Origin of the sequence: Bacillus sp. N447-1 (genome assembly GCF_022701035.1) — a bacterium.
GTDB lineage: Bacteria > Bacillota > Bacilli > Bacillales > Bacillaceae_G > Bacillus_A > Bacillus_A cereus.
Genome location: NZ_CP065509.1, coordinates 2,334,329 through 2,352,433, shown reverse-complemented (window position 1 = coordinate 2,352,433; position 18,105 = coordinate 2,334,329). Strand labels below are relative to the sequence as shown.

The window sequence follows — 18,105 nt, the reverse complement described above, 5'->3', positions numbered from 1 at the left end:
AATTTACCTAACTAAATATGGCAGTGGATTTACTGCATTTGTTTTTTCAAAATTCCATTCTCCATTATGTAATTCAAAATGAAGATGTTGCCCGTATGAATGACCTGTGTTTCCCATATGACCTATTAATTGTCCAGTCTGTACTTGATCACCAGCTTGTACAGTGCGATCCTTCATATGAGCATAAACAGTTGTATATAATTTCCCATTGATTTGATGCGCAATGAAAACAACATTGCCATAGCTAGCTGAATAATAAGATTTCACAACTTTACCTGCAGCAGCAGCTTGGATAGAGACGTTTCCTGGAGCGGCAATATCTATACCATAATGCATTTGTTCCCAGCGTATATCAAAGGTTGAGCTAATTCTTCCTTGAGCGGGGAATTTGAAAGCAGCTGGAATTGATGAAGGCTGATCTGTTTTAGCTTGTGGTTGATTTTGTACTACATAGTGTTTTGCTACATATCCGTATCCTGTGCCAAAACGAATTTTATACCAAGTACCTACAGTTTCTACTACTTGTACTTGAGTACCGTTTTGTAATGAACCGAGTAGAGCGCTACTTGTACTAGCGGTGCTACGTACATTTAGATTAGGTGTTGCAACAGTATATTTTGTATTATTTTGAACGGTGATTCCTTTTACTAAGGGTTGTGAACCATTAGAGATGAATGCTTTTTGTACGTAACCTGTTTGGCCATTATGTGATATTTTATACCATTCGCCTTGATCTTCTTGAACGGTAATAAACTTACCATTTGGTAATACATCTAAAATGGAAGATTCTAAATTAGGTTCAGAGCGAACGTTTAATGCATTAGCATTAACGATGTATTGATCATTAGATTGAAGTTTGTTTTTTAGTAAAATAGCATCTTTTTGTACATAACCTACTTTATTATGAACAGACACTTTATACCAACCATTAGTTGTTTCAATGATGTTCACTTTTGTATTAAAGCGAATTGTATCAATTGATGTGCTTGTTACGTTATCTTCTGTATGTAATGCTACTTGATCGACTTTGACATACCCAGTTTTAATATTAGATAATTGTTCAGCGTTTGCTTTTTGTACATTTGTTTCACCCATAGAAGGAAGTAAAGAAGCAATCGCTACAGTAGTTGCTGTTAAAGCAGTAGCTTTCATATTCATGGAATAGAGACCTCCTCTAGTTGTATAGTTGTAATTTTATTATAGTATAAAGATATAATATAGTGGGGGTATTCACATAAATGTAATATGAAATCAATATAAAAATAAATTTTTTGAGGATAATGATTCCTTTTTATACAATTAATTGGGGTTTTATTTTCTAAAATAGAATGTATGTATTGTATAATTTTGATATTATGTTGACAATTAAGAAAATTAAAAAAGTTGATGATGTCTTATTAGGGTGTTATACTGACAGTGATAATTTTATAGTTTGCTAGGAGAGCTGGTGTTGCCAGCTGAGAGTAGGCCGTAAGCCTTTGATCCTTTTTATTACCTGATCTAGATTATGCTAGCGTAGGGAAGCAATTCGGACACTAACAATGAGTCCCCGTTTCTTTGCGTATAGAAACGGGGCTTTTTTATTTGAAAATTTCATATTGAAACCACTAGGGGTGCTTGACTTGCTGAGAGAGGAATAATCCTTAACCCTTACAACACCTGATCTAGGTAATACTAGCGAAGGGAAGTGGAACATCGAATAAATGTATAACTTTATTTGCTGTAACCACTTCTTATATATAGAAGTGGTTTTTTATTTAGATACATATATTGAAAGGGGATAGAGAAATGAAATTTTGCGATAGATTATTAGAAACTGTGCAACCGGTTTGGGAGATGAGTCATAATCATCCGTTTGTAGTGGGTATGGGAGATGGCACGTTAGAAAAAGATAAATTCCAGTATTATATTATTCAAGATTATTTATATCTGCTAGATTATGCAAAATTATATGCGATTGGTGTTGTAAAAGCAACGAATCCACAAGTAATGGGAAAGTTCGCTGAACAAATTGATGGAATATTAAATGGCGAAATGACAATCCATAAACAATATGCAAAAAGACTTGGAATTTCTATAGAGGAGATAGAGTCTGCGAAACCATCTGCTAAAAATTTAGCTTATACAAATTACATGATGTCTGTATCTCAAAATGGCACACTTGCGGAATTAATAGCAGCGCTTCTTCCATGTATGTGGAGCTATTGGGAAATTGGAAAGCGTTTAAATGATATTCCTGGAGCAAGAGATCATGAGTTTTTTGGTGAGTGGATTCAAGGATATAGTTCGGAAGAATACGGTAATCTTTGTATTTGGTTAATAGATTTATTAAATGAAATGGCAGTTGGAAAGTCTGAGAAAGAACTAGAAAGATTAGAGGAGATCTTCTTATATTCCAGTCGATTTGAATATTTATTCTGGGATATGTCCTATCGTAAGGAGATGTGGGGATTTGAGGAGCAAGAACATACTACAGTTTCATAATGTTTCTTTTCATTACGATGAGAAACCAATCATCCATGAATTAAATGCTTCTATATATGAGAAAGAGTTTGTCAGTATTATCGGACCGAGTGGATGTGGAAAAAGTACTTTATTTCGCCTTATTACAGGTCTAGAAAAGGTAAGTACTGGACAGATAGAACTGACAGAAACAAAGAACCATCCTGTAGGATATATGCCGCAAAAAGATATGCTTTTGCCGTGGAGAACAATTATTGAGAATGCTGCCCTGCCGCTAGAGTGCCAAGGTGTACAGAAGAAAGAAGCAGAAGTAAAGGCAAAGGAACTGTTACATAAATTTGGTTTGCAAGGGTATGAGCAAAAATATCCGAAAGATTTATCTGGTGGGATGAGACAACGTGTATCTTTTATTCGAACTTTATTAACAGGCGGGGAGATATTGCTGTTAGATGAACCATTTAGTGCGTTGGATGCTTTAACGAAGACCTCTTTGCAAGAATGGTTGTTTGAACAATGGCAAGAGTGGGAAAAAACAATTTTATTCATTACTCATGATGTTGAAGAAGCGTTATTTCTTTCAAACAGAGTTTTAGTAGTGGAACAGCAGCCGATAACGACTTTGACTGAGCGGACTGTACCGCTTGATCATAACAGAACACGAAAAGATTTATATAAACCGGAAGTATTAGCGCTGAAAGATGAGCTTCTTAGTATGTTACAAAGGCAGGTACTTGTGTGATGAACCGATTGAAAGAATTAGTTCCTGCTATTACACTTTCTAGTATTTTACTAGCTGTGTGGGAAATAGGAGCAAGAATTGTAGATGAGATGTACATTTTACCGTCACCGTCTGCGATTGTAATGAAGATATGGAAACTAAAAGACATATTATTTACAGTTCATTTACCTGCAACGTTATACGTCGTTTTAATAGGTGTTGTTATCTCTATCGTATTAGGTGTAGGGCTAGCGATGTTAATGAATGCGAGTACATGGATGGAAAGAGCATTTTATCCATTATTAGTTGCTTCACAAACGATTCCAATTACTGCGCTTGCTCCGCTATTTGTTTTATGGTTTGGATATACAATTTGGAGTAAGGTTGTTGTCACAGTTTTAATTACGTTTTTCCCAATTGCGGTCAATACGTATGATGGACTGCGTAGTACGAAAAAAGAATGGGAGGAGCTCTTAGTTACATATGGAGCAACAAAAAGAGATATTTTTCTTAAATTAAAGTTGCCGTCTGCTCTTCCTTATTTTTTCTCAGCTTTAAAAATTGCAGTTCCGCTTAGTGTTATCGGAGCAGCAATTGGAGAATGGCTCGGTGCACAAGCTGGGCTTGGATATTTCAGTAAGAGAATGATGACGCAGTTAGATGGAGCTGGCGTATTTGCACCTATTGTATTGTTATCATTATTAGCTATTTTCTTCGTCGTAATTATTTCCATATTAGAAAAGAAATTCATTAGTTGGAGGAAGCATTCATGAAATTTTTAAAGCGCATCTTTGTGTTTACATTATTAATTGCAATAATTGCAGGATGTTCGAGTAATTCAGCATCAGATAAAAGTAAAAAAGAGAAAGAAATAACAGTCATGTTAGATTGGTATCCAAATGCGGTACATAGCTTTATCTATGCAGCAATTGAAAAAGGATACTTTAAAGAAGAAGGTGTAAAGGTAAATATTAAATTCCCTTCTAATCCGACTGATCCATTAACGCTAGCAGCAGCAGGGAAGGTGACAGTTGGCTTGTATTATCAGCCAGATGTTGTTATGGCGAGAGCGAATGAGCAAATTCCAGTGAAATCAATTGGGGCTGTCGTACGTTCACCATTAAATCATGTTGTATCACTGAAATCAGCGGGCATTCAATCACCGAAAGATTTAGAAGGAAAAACAGTAGGATACTCTGGAACACCATTAAGTGAGATGTATTTAAAAACGATGGTAAAAGAAGCTGGTGGTAATCCTGATACAGTGAAAGTAGTAGATGTTGGCTTTGATTTAGTACCAGCATTAATTACGAAGAAAGTAGATGCGGTAACAGGGGCATACATTAACCATGAAGTACCTGTTATGCGTCATGAAGGCCATGAACCAGCGTACTTTAATCCAGCTGATTACGGAGTACCAAACTATCATGAGCTTGTGTTTGTAACAGGTGATAAAACGTTGAAAAAAGATAAAGAGGCGTTGCAAGCTTTCTTACGTGGTACGAAAAAAGGCTATGATTTCATGAAGAAAAACCCAGATGAAGCATTGAATATTTTATTAAATCATCAAGAAAAAGAAAACTTCCCACTTGTGCCAGAAGTTGAAAAGGAAAGTATGAAAATTTTATTAGAGAAGATGGAAACGAAAGATGAGCCATTCTTATCAGATTCAAAAGAATCTTGGGAGAAACAAAATAAGTGGCTGAAGGACAAAGGAATGACGAAAGAAACCGTCCCAGCCGATGAATTATTCGAAAATATTTTAAAGTAGGCGAATGAATATGAAAAATGAGCTCCATGTAATCTCAAATGGCCATATGCCATTCGAAGAGTTAGTGAATGTAGCGATGCAAATTGAGAGTGAGATTGATTATTTGCATATTCGTGAGCGTGAGAAGAGTACGAAGGAATTATATGAAGGTGTGGAAAGTCTATTAATGGAGGGCTTTCCAGCTTCTAAAATTGTCATAAACGATCGAATTGATATTGCAATTTTATTAAATATTCCTCGTGTTCAACTAGGATATCGAAGTACAGATGTAAAGTCAGTGAAAGAAAAGTTTTCGTATTTGCATGTCGGTTATTCTGTGCATTCGCTAGATGAAGCAATAGTAGCTTTTAAAAATGGAGCGGATTCACTCGTTTATGGCCATGTATTTCCGACAGATTGTAAAAAAGGTGTGCCAGCGAGAGGGCTTGAAGAAATTTCAGACATTGCAAGGTGTTTATCTATACCGATTACAGCAATTGGAGGAATTACCCCAGAAAACACAGTGGATGTTCTTACTAACGGTGTAAGCGGTATAGCAGTTATGTCTGGAATTGTAAGTAGTAGTAACCCGTATAGCAAAGCGAAATCTTATAAGGAATCAATAAGAAAGTGGGCGGAAAAACATGTGTGAGAAGTATGATGTAGCGATTATTGGTGGTGGTGTAATTGGTAGTTCAGTTGCACATTTTCTAGCAGAAAGAGGACATAAAGTAGCGATTGTGGAGAAGCAAAGTATTGCATCGGAAGCTTCAAAAGCAGCTGCTGGTTTACTTGGTGTTCAGGCAGAATGGGATGCGTATGATCCGCTATTTGAACTTGCTAGAGAAAGCCGAGCTATATTTCCACAACTTGCAGCAGTTTTACGTGAAAAGACGGGTGTTGATATTGGATATGAAGAAAAAGGAATTTATCGTATTGCTCAAAATGAAGATGAGAAGGAAAGAATTCTTCACATTATGGATTGGCAGCAGAAAACAGGTGAAGATTCTTATTTTCTAACGGGAGACCATGTGCGGGAAAAAGAGCCATATCTATCCGAATCTATTATAGGAGCAGTATATTATCCGAAAGACGGTCATGTTATTGCACCAGAACTTACGAAAGCATTCGCACATTCTGCAGCGATTTCCGGTGCTGATATATATGAACAGACAGAAGTATTTGATATCCGTATTGAAAATAATAAAGTGACTGGAGTTATTACAAGTGAAGGTATTGTCACATGTGAGAAAGTCGTTATTGCAGGAGGTTCATGGAGCACGAAGTTACTCAGTTATTTTCACCGCGATTGGGGTACATATCCAGTTAAAGGAGAAGTGGTTGCGGTAAGAAGTAGAAAACAACTTTTAAAAGCACCTATTTTTCAAGAAAGATTTTACATTACTCCAAAGCGCGGTGGACGTTACGTAATTGGGGCAACAATGAAGCCACATACGTTCAATAAAACTGTGCAGCCAGAAAGTATAACTTCTATATTAGAGCGTGCTTATACAATATTGCCAGCTTTAAAAGAAGCAGAATGGGAAAGCACGTGGGCAGGATTAAGACCACAATCGAATCATGAAGCTCCTTATATGGGAGAGCATGAAGAAATAAAAGGTTTATATACTTGCACGGGCCATTATCGAAACGGTATTTTATTAAGTCCTATTTCTGGCCAATATATGGCTGATTTAATAGAAGGAAAGCAAGAGAATCATTTGCTAGATTCATTGCTTTCTAGAAGAGTTTAGAAAGGGGATGGAAGTTTGAATTTAAAAATTAATGGTAACCAAATTGAAGTGCCAGCGAGTGTAAAAACAGTAGCTGAGCTACTTACACATTTAGAGCTAGATAACAGAATTGTTGTAGTAGAGCGTAATAAAGATATTTTACAAAAAGATGATCATACAGATACATCTGTTTTTGATGGAGACCAAATTGAGATTGTAACTTTCGTAGGAGGCGGTTGATTATGTTAAACATTGGACCATTTTCATTTCATTCTAGACTTTTATTAGGAACAGGTAAATTCCCTGATTTTGACGTACAGCAAAAGGCAATTGACGTTTCTGAAGCTGAAATTTTAACGTTTGCAGTACGTCGTATGGATATCTTTGATGCAAAGCAACCTAATTTATTAGAGAAACTTGATGTGAAAAAATATACGTTATTACCAAATACAGCAGGAGCAAAAAACGCTGAAGAGGCTGTTCGTATTGCAAAATTAGCAAAAGCTTCTGGGCTTTGTGACATGATAAAGGTAGAAGTTATTGGTGATGATAGAACGTTATTACCTGATCCGGTAGAAACATTAAAGGCATCTGAAATGTTACTGGAAGAAGGATTTATCGTACTTCCGTATACATCTGATGATGTTGTATTAGCACGTAAATTACAAGAGCTTGGCGTGCATGCGATTATGCCAGGAGCATCTCCAATCGGATCAGGACTTGGTATTGTAAATCCATTAAATTTGAGCTTCATTATTGAACAAGCGACAGTACCAGTTATCGTTGATGCCGGTATTGGTAGCCCAGCTGATGCGGCATTTGCAATGGAATTAGGAGCAGATGGCGTGTTATTAAATACAGCTGTATCAGGAGCAAAAGATCCTATTAAAATGGCACAAGCAATGAAATTAAGTATTGAAGCAGGCCGTTTAGGATTTGAAGCAGGTCGCATTGCACGTAAGCGTTGTGCAACTGCAAGTAGTCCTTTAGAAGGAATGAGCGTAGTTGAATAATCGATATTCTCGCCAAGAACTATTTTCTCCAATTGGAGAAGAAGGACAGCAAAAGATAAGAGAAAAGCATGTGCTTATTATCGGTGCAGGTGCATTAGGTAGTGCAAATGCAGAGATGTTTGTAAGAGCAGGTGTTGGCAAGATAACAATTGTTGACCGTGATTATGTAGATTGGAGTAATTTACAAAGACAACAATTGTATGCAGAGAGCGACGTAAAGAATAATCTTCCAAAAGCTATAGCGGCTAAAAAACGTTTAGAAGAGATTAATAGTGATGTAACAATAGAAGCTCTCGTTCAAGATGTAACAGCTGAAGAGCTAGAAGAACTTGTTATAAATGTTGATGTAATTATTGATGCGACTGATAATTTCGAAACGCGCTTTATTGTAAATGATATATCACAAAAATATTCTATTCCATGGATTTACGGTGCATGTGTAGGTAGTTACGGTCTTTCTTACACAATCCTTCCTAGTAAAACACCATGTTTATCATGTTTATTACAGTCGATTCCGCTTGGCGGGGCAACATGTGATACAGCGGGTATTATATCACCTGCTGTATCTCTTGTCGTTTCTCATCAAGTAACAGAAGCTCTTAAACTGTTAGTAGAAGATTACGAATCACTTCGAGATGGGCTTGTATCGTTTGATATGTGGAAGAATGAGTATTCATGTATGAATGTGCAAAAACTTCGCCAGCATAATTGTCCTTCATGCGGAGAGAATGCATTATATCCGTATTTAAATAAAGAAAACACATCAAAAACAGCAGTTTTATGCGGGCGAAATACAGTTCAAATTAGACCACCTCATAAAGATGAAATGAATTTTGAACAATATAAAGAGTTGTTGGAAGGTCGTGTAAATGATTTGAATATAAATCCATATTTACTATCATTTTCTGTTGAAGACAAGAGGTTAGTAGCCTTTAAAGATGGCCGTGTGCTCGTACATGGAACGAAAGATATAAGCGAAGCAAAAACAATTTATCATCGCTATTTTGGATAGAAAAGGATGAGTGGGATGAAAGTGAATAAAGCTTTAACAATTGCAGGGTCTGATAGCGGCGGCGGTGCTGGAATTCAGGCAGATTTAAAAACATTCCAAGAGCTTGGTGTATACGGAATGACGGCTATTACGGCAATTACTGCTCAAAACACGCTTGGCGTTCAAGGGGTATATCCTGTTCCGTTAGAAGGTATTACAGAACAGCTGAATTCAATTGGTACGGATTTAACACCAGATGCAGTGAAACTAGGAATGTTATTTAGTAGTGAAATAATTCAAATTGTTGCAGAACAAATTAAAAAATTTGGCTGGAATAATATTGTGCTAGATCCCGTTATGATCGCAAAAGGCGGTGCATCATTATTACAGCAAGAAGCAGTTCATGCATTAAAAGAATATTTATTACCAGTAGCAACCGTTATAACACCGAATGTTCCAGAAGCAGAAGTGTTAACTGGGGTGGAGATTCATAATGTTGAAGATAGTAAGGAAGCTGCAAAAGTATTGCACAAATTAGGTGCTAAATATGTGCTTATGAAGGGCGGACATGCAGAATATCAAGGTAATGAAGTAATTGATTTCCTCTTTGATGGAGAAGAATTTATTGAGTTTAGAAGCGAGCGAATTCCTTCAAAGCAAACGCACGGAAGTGGGTGCACATTTGCTTCAGCGGTTACAGCAGGACTTGCGAAAGGATACTCAATTGAAGATGCTGTTCAAGAAGCAAAACGATTTATTAGTATAGCAATTGAAGAGCCATTGAATATTGGTAGTGGTCATGGACCAACGAATCATTTTGCGTATAAAGTGAATAGAACGCGTGTATAGATAAGTGAAAAGCCAGTTTTATAACTGGCTTTTTTTCTGTTTACTTTTTCAAAATACAGGAGTAATATATCAGCCAGAATATATTTTTTTGTAAACGCTGAGTCCAATTATATGGAGCGGAGGAACCAATTTGTGCAGTGTCACTAGGGGTGAATCTTTCAAATTTGAAAGTAGGGCTACTCTCAAAGCCCGAATCCGACAGCTAACTTCGTAAGCGTCTTGAGAGAGGACGGTGCCATGATGGATACATCACTTCATCGATCTGATTAGTATAGGGGAATATCAATCTATGTTTGATTTCTTTTATACTAAGGAGGATGAGGTACATGGAACTAACACTTATTTGTGTTGGAGAAGAAAGTAAGGTAAATAGTTTAAGAGATCTAGTTGCATTTCAACATGAGTTAGTTATTTTTACAGCAAATGAAGAGGTAGCGGCTGAAGTTAGGAATTGTGGGTTTGATTGGACTTATAGTTGTAGTAAGGAGCAGGATTTTACTAGTATTTGTGAGTGTATTAAGAAGGTCATTTTACTAGGGGATGAGCTTCCAATCGTTAGTTTCTTCACAGAACACATTCGTTTTTCTTTTCAAGCACCTATTACTGTTGTTACAAGGAATAAACGATATCCAGCGAGGCTCTATGAAACCATTGGAGCTAAGTTTGTCGTGTTTACAAATTGTGATAATATTTCTTTTTTATTTTTTGAATAGGGCGGGGGAAGAAATGATGAAGGTACTATTACTTGGAGATATAGCAAATCGTTGGGCAGTATCGGTAGAGCGAGTTCAAGAATTGGTCCAGATTGATCCCCTTTTTCCAGGGCCATATATTATATTACCATCAAAAGATGCTTTGTATTTAGAGATGGATATTACCGAGTATGAGCAGCTACATGCAGAATTGACACAAGTTTATATTCGTGGGAGAAATTTACGTGCATTTTTACGAGGAGAATAAAGGTTGAATAAAAAAGAGCGAATGCTGAGTGCAACAAGCTATGCACTTCATGTCATTCGCTCTTTTTATTTCATATTTAAAAGGTCATTTTTAAGAAAAGAAAAGAGAAATAAAGAAAATAGATGAAATAACAGTAATAATCTTCAATGTAAGCGTTTAAATGAATGTAAATATTATTATTTTCAGTAATTTACCCCTTTACAAGTGAAATATAGAGGAGTATATTTACTCTCATAAATCATTCATAAAATTTCCAAAAAAACCTAAAATCGCTGAGTTCCAGAAATGGAGCGGGGGAACCAATTTTGTGCATCGTCACTTGGGGTGAATCTTTCAGTTTTGAAAGTAGGGCTACTCTTTAGGCCCGAATCCGACAGCTAACCTCGTAAGCGTTTAGAGAGGAGGTTTACTTTTTGTTGTTCATTTTTTGAACACTGAGTAGAGCTCAGTGTTCTTTTTTAATATTTAAATGGTAAATTTTAACAAAAAAGAGGGATAGTTATGTTAGATGTTGTAATGGTCGGGATTTTTATTTTATTAGTTGCATCGATGGCAAGTCTTGCAAGTTGGTCAGATAAAGTTGTGAAAGAAGGAAAGCAATCATGATGATTGTCTTATCGGTTATTGTCGCAGCAATTACAGTGTATTTAGTGTATGCATTATTAAATCCAGAGAAGTTTTAATTAGGGGGAATCATTCATTATGATTTGGGTTGCAGTCATTATTACAATGCTCTTGTTTATTTTAGTAGCAAAGCCAACGGGGATTTATTTAGAAAAAGCTTTTCAAGGTAGCAAAACGTTAGATAAAGTATTCGGGCCTTTTGAAAAACTTATTTTTAAAATTACGGGTGTAAAAGCATACAATCAAACGTGGAAACAGTACGCATTATCATTAGTTTTATTAAATGGATTTATGATCGTTGTCGTATACTTCATTTTCAGATTACAAGGTGTGCTGCCACTAAATCCAGCGCATATTGAAGGGATGGAGCCTACGCTCGCTTTTAATACAGCAATTAGTTTTATGGCTGATACAAACTTACAGCATTATAGCGGTGAAAATGGTTTATCTTATTTATCACAATTAATCGGAATTACATTTTTAATGTTTGCGGCACCAGCAACGACATTAGCGCTCGTTATGGCTTTTATAAGAGGACTTGCTGGAAAAGAACTTGGTAACTTTTTCGTTGATTTTACGAGAGCGTTAACGAGAGTGTTTCTTCCTATTGCATTTATTGCGGCACTAGTTTTTGTCGCACTTGGCGTACCACAAACGTTAGATGGGGCGGTTACAGCACAAACGATTGAAGGTGCAAAGCAAAGTATTTTACGTGGACCTGTTGCATCATTCGTTTCCATTAAGGAACTTGGAAATAACGGTGGTGGATTTTTCGGAGCAAATTCTACGCATCCTTTCGAAAATCCAGGACAAATGAGTAATATTTTGCAAATGATGCTTATGATGTTATTACCAACAGCACTTCCATTTACGTACGGACGAATGGTCGGAAATAAAAAACAAGGCCGCATCCTTTTCGTGTCACTATTTATGGTATTTTTACTAGGGTTTATAACGATTACGACATCTGAACTAAACGGGAACCCGGCATTAAATGGAATGGGTATCGAACATGTACAAGGAAGTACAGAAGGGAAAGAAGTACGATTTGGAACAGTATTTTCTTCACTATACGCAACGGTAACGACAGCTGCTGAAACAGGCGCTGTTAATACGATGCATGATACGTTAACACCAATTGGCGGTTTAGTTCCGCTTGTAAATATGATGTTAAATACTGTGTATGGCGGCGTTGGAGCAGGTTTTGTAAACATTATTATGTATGCAATTATCGCGGTGTTTATATCTGGGTTAATGGTTGGACGGACACCAGAGTTTTTAGGTAAAAAGATTGAAGGTAAGGAAATGAAATTAATCGCGGTCACGATTTTATTTCATCCATTGCTCATTTTAGGATTTTCGGCATTAGCTCTTTCAACAAATTTAGGGACGGATGCTATTTCTCATTCCGGTTTCCACGGTTTGACGCAAGTGGTATATGAATATACATCGTCAGCTGCGAATAACGGATCTGGATTTGAAGGATTAGGAGATAATACACCGTTTTGGAATATTACGACTGGTTTAGTTATGTTTTTAGGACGTTACTTCAGTTTAATTACGATGCTAGCTGTGGCAGCTTCATTGAAAGAAAAAACGGTAGTGCCAGAAACAGTCGGAACGTTCCGTACAGATAATAGTTTATTTGGTGGCATCTTCATCGGAACAATTGTAATTGTCGGTGCATTAACATTCTTCCCGATGTTAGTACTCGGTCCAATTGCAGAATTTCTTACATTGAAGTAATGGAGGGTAAATGATGAGACCGGTAGTAGTAAAAGAAAAACAATTAAATGAGTCACAAATACATGCTGTAGAAGATGAAGTTAGACAAGCGAAAACGATGGATCGTGATATCGTAACACATGCGATGAAGCAATCCGTTGCGAAATTGAATCCGAAAGTCATGATAAAGAATCCGATTATGTTCGTTGTGGAAATTGGATTTATCATTACGTTCATTTTATCTTTTCTTCCAAGTAGTTCTAGTAGTATACCAGGATGGTTTAATATAACAGTTTCTCTCATTCTATTATTTACAGTTTTATTTGCGAATTTTGCAGAAGCATTAGCAGAAGGTCGTGGTAAAGCGCAAGCCGATTCTTTAAAGCAGTCGAAGAAAGATGTGTTTGCAAATGTAGTAAAAGAAAATGGAGACATTGTCCAAGTTTCAGCAACTGATCTTAGAAAAGGTGACGTTGTTATCGTAAAACAAGGAGAAATGATTCCAAGTGATGGTGAAGTAATCAAAGGATTAGCATCTGTAGATGAATCTGCAATTACAGGTGAATCAGCTCCTGTTATAAAAGAAGCAGGCGGTGATTTTTGTTCCGTAACAGGTGGAACGATGGTCGTAAGTGATGAAATTACAATTGTCATTACGAGTAATCCTGGTGAATCATTTATCGATAAAATGATTTCTTTAGTAGAAGGAGCTGCTCGTCAAAAAACGCCGAATGAGATTGCTTTAAATACAGTATTAACGAGCTTAACTCTTATTTTCTTAATCGTCGTTGTGACGTTGCCGATTTTTACAAATTATTTAGGTTTTCAAATTGATACTGCTGTACTTGTAGCGTTGTTAGTATGTTTAATTCCAACGACAATTGGTGGTTTGCTATCAGCGATTGGTATTGCGGGGATGGATCGGGTGACAAAATTTAACGTGCTAGCGATGTCAGGGAAAGCAGTAGAAGCTGCGGGCGATATTAATACAATTATTTTAGATAAAACAGGTACAATTACTTTTGGGAACCGAATGGCTCATACATTATTGCCTGTAGGAAATGAAACGATTGAGCAAGTTGGAAAGTGGGCCGCTATTAGTTCTGTTTTAGATGAAACACCAGAAGGTCGATCTGTTATCGAGTATGTGCAGGGAAAATCTATATCATATAATAGAGAACTTGCAGAACAAGGTGAGTTTGTTCCGTTTAAAGCAGAAACGAGAATGAGTGGTGTTGATTTACAAGACGGAACAAAAGTGAGAAAAGGTGCTGTAGGTGCCGTTATTGAATGGGTTGAGTCACAAGGCGGAACAATTCCGAAAGATGTAAATCAAAAAGCAGACTTAATTTCAAAAGAGGGCGGAACACCACTTGTAGTTGCAGTAGATAATCGTATTTACGGTTTAATTTATTTAAAGGATACAGTAAAACCGGGTATGCGTGAGCGTTTTGAACAGTTACGCCAAATGGGGATTAAAACGGTTATGTGTACAGGTGATAATCCGTTAACAGCAGCAACCATTGCAAAAGAAGCTGGAGTAGATGAATTCGTTGCCGAGTGTAAACCGGAAGATAAAATTGCTGTCATTAAAGCAGAGCAAGATAAAGGGAAACTTGTAGCGATGACAGGTGATGGTACAAATGATGCTCCAGCATTAGCACAGGCGGACGTTGGATTAGCGATGAACAGTGGTACGACAGCAGCGAAAGAAGCGGCAAACATGATTGATCTAGACTCGAATCCAACGAAAATTATTGAGGTTGTAGGAATCGGTAAGCAATTGTTAATGACGCGAGGTGCTTTAACGACGTTTAGTATTGCAAATGATATAGCAAAATATTTTGCAATCATTCCAGCAATGTTTACACTTGCGATTCCGCAAATGGAGGCATTGAACATTATGAAATTAACATCACCACTGTCAGCGATTTTATCAGCATTAATATTTAACGCTGTTATTATTCCATTACTCATTCCGTTAGCGATGAAAGGTATTGCATATAAACCGATGAGTTCTAATGCATTGCTTAGCCGAAACTTACTTATTTATGGGCTTGGCGGAGTTATCGTTCCGTTCATTGGAATTAAAGTAATTGATATAATTGTCGGCTTGTTCATATAAGGAAGAGGGGAAAAAGATGGAGAAGAAACAAAGTATACTATCACCAATTATCCGTATTACTTTTACATTTCTAGTGTTGTGCGGACTTGTATACCCGCTTATTGTTACTGGTATTGCACAAGCCGTGATGAAGGATAATGCGGATGGAAGTCTAATATATAATGATAAAAATGAAGTGATTGGTTCTAAATTAATCGGGCAAAACTTCACGGATCCACGTTATTTTCAAGGGCGTGTTTCTAGTATTGAATATAAGGCTGAAGCATCTGGTTCAAATAACTATGCACCATCTAATCCAGATTTAGAGAAACGAGTAGAGAAAAGTATTGAAGAGTGGAAGAAACAAAATCCGAGCGTTCCAGTTACAGAAGTACCGATTGATTTAGTGACAAATTCAGGTTCAGGGCTTGATCCTGATATTAGTCCGAAGGCAGCTTCTGTGCAGGTGGATCGCATATCGAAATTAACGAATATTCCGAAAGAAAAACTTAATCAATTGATTAAAGATCAAACAGAAGGTGCTGCGCTTGGTTTATTTGGAGAGACCCGCGTAAACGTCTTAAAGCTAAATTGGGCATTACAGGAATTAATGAAATAGTAACAGTGCTACCTCAATCTAACGGATTGAGGTAGCGTTGTTTCGAATGAAAGGTAGTGTTTATTTTGTATGCAGATGATTATGAACCGAAGTTTCAAAGGCGAACGCCAGAGGAATATTTAGAATATATTCGTCAGCAAAATCGCGGAAAGTTAAAGTTATATGTAGGAGCAGCTCCAGGCGTAGGAAAAAGTTATAAAATGCTCTTTGATGCAAGGGAAATGAAAAAAGATGGAATTGATATTGTAATTGGTTTAATTGAAACGCATGGAAGAAAAGAGACGGCAGAAGCAATTGCTGATTTAGAAAAAGTTCCTTTGAAAGAAATACAGTATAAAGGAAAGGTATTTTATGAGCTTGATGTGGAAGGAATAAAAAAACGCGCGCCGCAAGTAGTCGTAGTGGATGAACTTGCGCATAGTAATGTTCCTGGTTCTAAGCATAAAAAACGTTATATGGATGTGCAGGAATTGTTAGAGGCTGGTATATCGGTATTATCAGCTTTTAATATTCAACATTTAGAAAGTGTTCATGATATTGTAGCTCAAATTACGAATGTAAAAGTAAGAGAACGAATTCCAGATTTTATTTTACAAAAAGCAAATGAAATTCAGCTCGTTGATGCAACACCGGAAGTACTTCGGAAGAGGTTAATAGACGGAAAGATATATAAAGAAGAAAAAATTCAGCAAAGCTTACAAAATTTCTTTACGCTTAATAATTTAGGAGCACTTAGGGAATTATCGCTTCGTGAAGTCGCTGACGATATGGACGAAAAGATTAGTCAAACAGTGATAGAACCAATCGGAGTGAAAGAAAAAATTCTCGTTTGTGTACAATACAGTTCAACAGCGGAGAAATTAATAAGACGGGGATGGCGCATGGCTGATCGGTTAAACGCTGAATTGTACGTATTAAACGTTGAGAGGGAAAATATAGATTCTATTTCAGCTGGAAAAAAGCAGACGATTGAAGAGTGGAAGTTGCTAACGAATCAATTTGATGCAAGTTTTGTATTAGAAGAAGCAAAGGGAAGAAAGCCAGCAGATGTTATTATTGAAGTGGCAAAAAGATTACAGGTGACGCAAATTTTACTTGGACAATCGGCTAGAACAAGGTGGGAAGAAATACGAAAAGGCTCTATTGTAAATGAAATTATGAGACAAACAAAGTATATTGATATTCATATTGTTGCGGATCAAAGAGGATAAATAGAGCCGACCTTTTTGGGGGCTCTATTTTGCTTTTTGTACAGAATGAAAACTTAGCATTTTCATTGTATATAAGATTACAAGTAAAAACATAATTGCGCCTAGGAAGAAAATCCAAAAGTAATTTTGGTTAAATAAAAGAAATCCACCTATAAGTGGCCCTGTGCCCATACCAAGATAGCGGATGAAGTTGTACATACCGATAGCTGTTGCGCGTTCTTGTACGAATTCTTCTGTTAATAAAGTAGTGTGAGTTGGCATAGAAAGTCCCATACTAAAACCGTACAAAGATGTAACGATAATAATGAATGGGATATTGATGCTATATGTGAAAGAGAATAAAACGACACATATAATATTGAAGAAACTCGTAATAAATAAAGCTTGCTTTGTTGTGAGTCGTTTTTGCAAAAACTTGTAGCAAAAACTTCCTAGCATGATAGAAAGAGACATTGGTACAAACATAAGACCAATTTTATTTACAGTTAAATGAAATGAATTTGTTAAAATACTCGGTAAAAAAACGAGAAAGCAAAAGTAAATACAAAATTGAATGAAGCCAATAAGAGTAATAGAAAATCCAGTTTTATTTTTTAAGATAAGAGAGTAATTCTTTTGTGCTTTAGATTGTTTAATTATATTTGGCCTTGTTTCTGGGAGTAGTGAAATGTTTATAATTAATAAGATAATGCCAAGTGTAGATAAAAAGAGAAATACAGATAAGTGACCATTTATACTGCCAAGATAACCACCTATGAGAGGAGCCATTGCAGGTGCGAGGGCAAGTAACATTTGGTATAGGCTCATCGCTTCTCCGCGTTCTTTTCCTTCAAATAAATCGCCGATAATCGTTGCTGAAACTACAGGTATAGCCGCTATTCCTATAGCTTGAACAGCTCTAAAAAAGAGAAATAAATAAATGTTTGCCGAAAAAGCACATCCGATTGAACCAATTGTACTAATGACTAAACTAGGGATAAGGACAGATTTTCTCCCTTTTGTATCAATTAAAGGTCCATATACGAGCTGCATAATTGCAAGAACGAATGTGAAAAGTGAAACTGTTACATTTACAAGATAAAGAGAAGTGTGAAAAGAATTTTGAATCATCGGTAAGATAGGTGTGTAAATATTTTGAGCGAAGGAACCGAGTAAGGCACTAATACAGACAACATATAAAATGAAAGTTAGTTTAGATTTTTTCATCTTGTTAACCTCCTTGCAATTTAGTTTCCTTGGAAACTAAATTTATTTTAACATGATTTTCTTACTTGTAAAGATGAAAAAATGGTTTTAAAATGGTATATAGTTAAATTGTTTCTTTGGAAACTTAGGAGGCGAACGG

The 18,105-nt window shown here is 36.4% G+C and carries 20 protein-coding genes and 4 riboswitches; of the genes, 18 read left to right on the top strand and 2 right to left on the bottom strand.

Going from position 1 to position 18,105, the window contains the following annotated elements; genetic code table 11:
• Positions 1–3: 3 nt before the first annotated feature.
• Positions 4–1,158, bottom strand: a complete 1,155-nt coding sequence (locus IQ781_RS11875; RefSeq protein ID WP_139847151.1) for an SH3 domain-containing protein — start codon at positions 1,156–1,158, stop codon at positions 4–6.
• Between the two features lie 269 nt (positions 1,159–1,427).
• Positions 1,428–1,539, top strand: a riboswitch (TPP riboswitch).
• Between the two features lie 60 nt (positions 1,540–1,599).
• Positions 1,600–1,703: riboswitch (TPP riboswitch) on the top strand.
• Positions 1,704–1,788: 85 nt separating this feature from the next.
• On the opposite strand from IQ781_RS11875, the gene tenA reads away from it, so the two are divergent.
• The 18 genes from tenA (at position 1,789) to kdpDN (ending at position 16,760) form a co-directional block, all read left to right on the top strand.
• Positions 1,789–2,484 carry a thiaminase II gene (tenA, locus tag IQ781_RS11870; protein ID WP_000666827.1) on the top strand — a complete coding sequence of 232 codons (696 nt, stop codon included), beginning with the start codon at positions 1,789–1,791 and terminating at the stop codon, positions 2,482–2,484.
• Positions 2,453–3,202, top strand: coding sequence for an ABC transporter ATP-binding protein (locus tag IQ781_RS11865; RefSeq protein ID WP_001256799.1), 750 nt, complete (start codon positions 2,453–2,455; stop codon positions 3,200–3,202). Before tenA ends, IQ781_RS11865 begins: the two co-directional genes overlap by 32 nt.
• Entirely contained in the window at positions 3,202–3,954 is a 753-nt protein-coding gene (locus IQ781_RS11860; protein ID WP_001080855.1) for an ABC transporter permease, read from the top strand. Before IQ781_RS11865 ends, IQ781_RS11860 begins: the two co-directional genes overlap by 1 nt.
• Entirely contained in the window at positions 3,951–4,952 is a 1,002-nt protein-coding gene (locus IQ781_RS11855) for an ABC transporter substrate-binding protein (protein WP_000670416.1), read from the top strand. The genes IQ781_RS11860 and IQ781_RS11855 overlap by 4 nt, the downstream gene beginning before the upstream one ends.
• 10 nt (positions 4,953–4,962) lie before the next feature.
• Positions 4,963–5,583, top strand: coding sequence for a thiazole tautomerase TenI (gene tenI, locus IQ781_RS11850; RefSeq protein ID WP_000787170.1), 621 nt, complete (start codon positions 4,963–4,965; stop codon positions 5,581–5,583).
• Positions 5,576–6,685: a glycine oxidase ThiO gene (gene thiO / locus IQ781_RS11845; RefSeq protein WP_065212397.1), complete on the top strand. Its 1,110-nt coding sequence runs from the start codon at positions 5,576–5,578 to the stop codon at positions 6,683–6,685. Before tenI ends, thiO begins: the two co-directional genes overlap by 8 nt.
• Before the next feature lie 15 nt (positions 6,686–6,700).
• Entirely contained in the window at positions 6,701–6,904 is a 204-nt protein-coding gene (thiS, locus tag IQ781_RS11840; protein ID WP_001049502.1) for a sulfur carrier protein ThiS, read from the top strand.
• 2 nt (positions 6,905–6,906) lie between these two features.
• Positions 6,907–7,677, top strand: a complete 771-nt coding sequence (thiG, locus tag IQ781_RS11835; protein WP_000931981.1) for a thiazole synthase — start codon at positions 6,907–6,909, stop codon at positions 7,675–7,677.
• Positions 7,670–8,689 carry a thiazole biosynthesis adenylyltransferase ThiF gene (gene thiF, locus IQ781_RS11830; protein ID WP_001065417.1) on the top strand — a complete coding sequence of 340 codons (1,020 nt, stop codon included), beginning with the start codon at positions 7,670–7,672 and terminating at the stop codon, positions 8,687–8,689. The genes thiG and thiF overlap by 8 nt, the downstream gene beginning before the upstream one ends.
• Positions 8,690–8,704: 15 nt before the next feature.
• Positions 8,705–9,517 carry a bifunctional hydroxymethylpyrimidine kinase/phosphomethylpyrimidine kinase gene (gene thiD / locus IQ781_RS11825; RefSeq protein WP_048655918.1) on the top strand — a complete coding sequence of 271 codons (813 nt, stop codon included), beginning with the start codon at positions 8,705–8,707 and terminating at the stop codon, positions 9,515–9,517.
• An 85-nt stretch (positions 9,518–9,602) separates the two neighbouring features.
• Positions 9,603–9,750: riboswitch (cyclic di-AMP (ydaO/yuaA leader) on the top strand.
• 93 nt (positions 9,751–9,843) lie between these two features.
• The gene (locus tag IQ781_RS11820; protein ID WP_000424087.1) at positions 9,844–10,230 is read left to right on the top strand and encodes a hypothetical protein; all 387 of its coding nucleotides are present in this window, start codon (positions 9,844–9,846) and stop codon (positions 10,228–10,230) included.
• 13 nt (positions 10,231–10,243) lie between these two features.
• The gene (locus IQ781_RS11815; protein ID WP_002025339.1) at positions 10,244–10,477 is read left to right on the top strand and encodes a hypothetical protein; all 234 of its coding nucleotides are present in this window, start codon (positions 10,244–10,246) and stop codon (positions 10,475–10,477) included.
• Positions 10,478–10,737: 260 nt separating this feature from the next.
• A riboswitch (cyclic di-AMP (ydaO/yuaA leader) is annotated at positions 10,738–10,883 on the top strand.
• A gap of 95 nt (positions 10,884–10,978) precedes the next feature.
• Complete coding sequence (locus IQ781_RS11810; protein WP_000887894.1) at positions 10,979–11,083, top strand: SipW-dependent-type signal peptide-containing protein; 105 nt, start codon at positions 10,979–10,981, stop codon at positions 11,081–11,083.
• On the top strand, positions 11,080–11,160 hold the full coding sequence (gene kdpF, locus IQ781_RS11805) for a K(+)-transporting ATPase subunit F (protein WP_000973728.1): 81 nt from the start codon (positions 11,080–11,082) through the stop codon (positions 11,158–11,160). The genes IQ781_RS11810 and kdpF overlap by 4 nt, the downstream gene beginning before the upstream one ends.
• Positions 11,161–11,179: 19 nt before the next feature.
• The gene (gene kdpA, locus IQ781_RS11800; RefSeq protein ID WP_000638330.1) at positions 11,180–12,847 is read left to right on the top strand and encodes a potassium-transporting ATPase subunit KdpA; all 1,668 of its coding nucleotides are present in this window, start codon (positions 11,180–11,182) and stop codon (positions 12,845–12,847) included.
• A gap of 13 nt (positions 12,848–12,860) precedes the next feature.
• Positions 12,861–14,951: a potassium-transporting ATPase subunit KdpB gene (kdpB, locus tag IQ781_RS11795; protein ID WP_001248003.1), complete on the top strand. Its 2,091-nt coding sequence runs from the start codon at positions 12,861–12,863 to the stop codon at positions 14,949–14,951.
• A gap of 16 nt (positions 14,952–14,967) precedes the next feature.
• Positions 14,968–15,549: a K(+)-transporting ATPase subunit C gene (kdpC, locus tag IQ781_RS11790; protein WP_139847152.1), complete on the top strand. Its 582-nt coding sequence runs from the start codon at positions 14,968–14,970 to the stop codon at positions 15,547–15,549.
• 56 nt (positions 15,550–15,605) lie between these two features.
• Positions 15,606–16,760 (top strand): KdpD-like non-kinase potassium sensor, encoded by a 1,155-nt coding sequence (gene kdpDN / locus IQ781_RS11785; protein ID WP_072769987.1) that lies wholly within the window; start codon positions 15,606–15,608, stop codon positions 16,758–16,760.
• A gap of 24 nt (positions 16,761–16,784) precedes the next feature.
• On the opposite strand, the gene IQ781_RS11780 is transcribed toward kdpDN, so the two are convergent.
• On the bottom strand, positions 16,785–17,966 hold the full coding sequence (locus tag IQ781_RS11780) for an MFS transporter (RefSeq protein ID WP_065212395.1): 1,182 nt from the start codon (positions 17,964–17,966) through the stop codon (positions 16,785–16,787).
• Between the last annotated feature and the right edge of the window lie 139 nt (positions 17,967–18,105).

Coding starts and splice junctions, on each gene's coding strand:
- IQ781_RS11875 (WP_139847151.1), bottom strand. CDS start 1,158: ATGAATATGAAAGCTACTGCTTTAACAGCAACTACTGTAGCGATTGCT.
- tenA (WP_000666827.1), top strand. CDS start 1,789: ATGAAATTTTGCGATAGATTATTAGAAACTGTGCAACCGGTTTGGGAG.
- IQ781_RS11860 (WP_001080855.1), top strand. CDS start 3,202: ATGAACCGATTGAAAGAATTAGTTCCTGCTATTACACTTTCTAGTATT.
- IQ781_RS11855 (WP_000670416.1), top strand. CDS start 3,951: ATGAAATTTTTAAAGCGCATCTTTGTGTTTACATTATTAATTGCAATA.
- tenI (WP_000787170.1), top strand. CDS start 4,963: ATGAAAAATGAGCTCCATGTAATCTCAAATGGCCATATGCCATTCGAA.
- thiO (WP_065212397.1), top strand. CDS start 5,576: ATGTGTGAGAAGTATGATGTAGCGATTATTGGTGGTGGTGTAATTGGT.
- thiG (WP_000931981.1), top strand. CDS start 6,907: ATGTTAAACATTGGACCATTTTCATTTCATTCTAGACTTTTATTAGGA.
- thiD (WP_048655918.1), top strand. CDS start 8,705: ATGAAAGTGAATAAAGCTTTAACAATTGCAGGGTCTGATAGCGGCGGC.
- IQ781_RS11820 (WP_000424087.1), top strand. CDS start 9,844: ATGGAACTAACACTTATTTGTGTTGGAGAAGAAAGTAAGGTAAATAGT.
- IQ781_RS11815 (WP_002025339.1), top strand. CDS start 10,244: ATGATGAAGGTACTATTACTTGGAGATATAGCAAATCGTTGGGCAGTA.
- IQ781_RS11810 (WP_000887894.1), top strand. CDS start 10,979: ATGTTAGATGTTGTAATGGTCGGGATTTTTATTTTATTAGTTGCATCG.
- kdpF (WP_000973728.1), top strand. CDS start 11,080: ATGATGATTGTCTTATCGGTTATTGTCGCAGCAATTACAGTGTATTTA.
- kdpA (WP_000638330.1), top strand. CDS start 11,180: ATGATTTGGGTTGCAGTCATTATTACAATGCTCTTGTTTATTTTAGTA.
- kdpB (WP_001248003.1), top strand. CDS start 12,861: ATGAGACCGGTAGTAGTAAAAGAAAAACAATTAAATGAGTCACAAATA.
- kdpC (WP_139847152.1), top strand. CDS start 14,968: ATGGAGAAGAAACAAAGTATACTATCACCAATTATCCGTATTACTTTT.
- IQ781_RS11780 (WP_065212395.1), bottom strand. CDS start 17,966: ATGAAAAAATCTAAACTAACTTTCATTTTATATGTTGTCTGTATTAGT.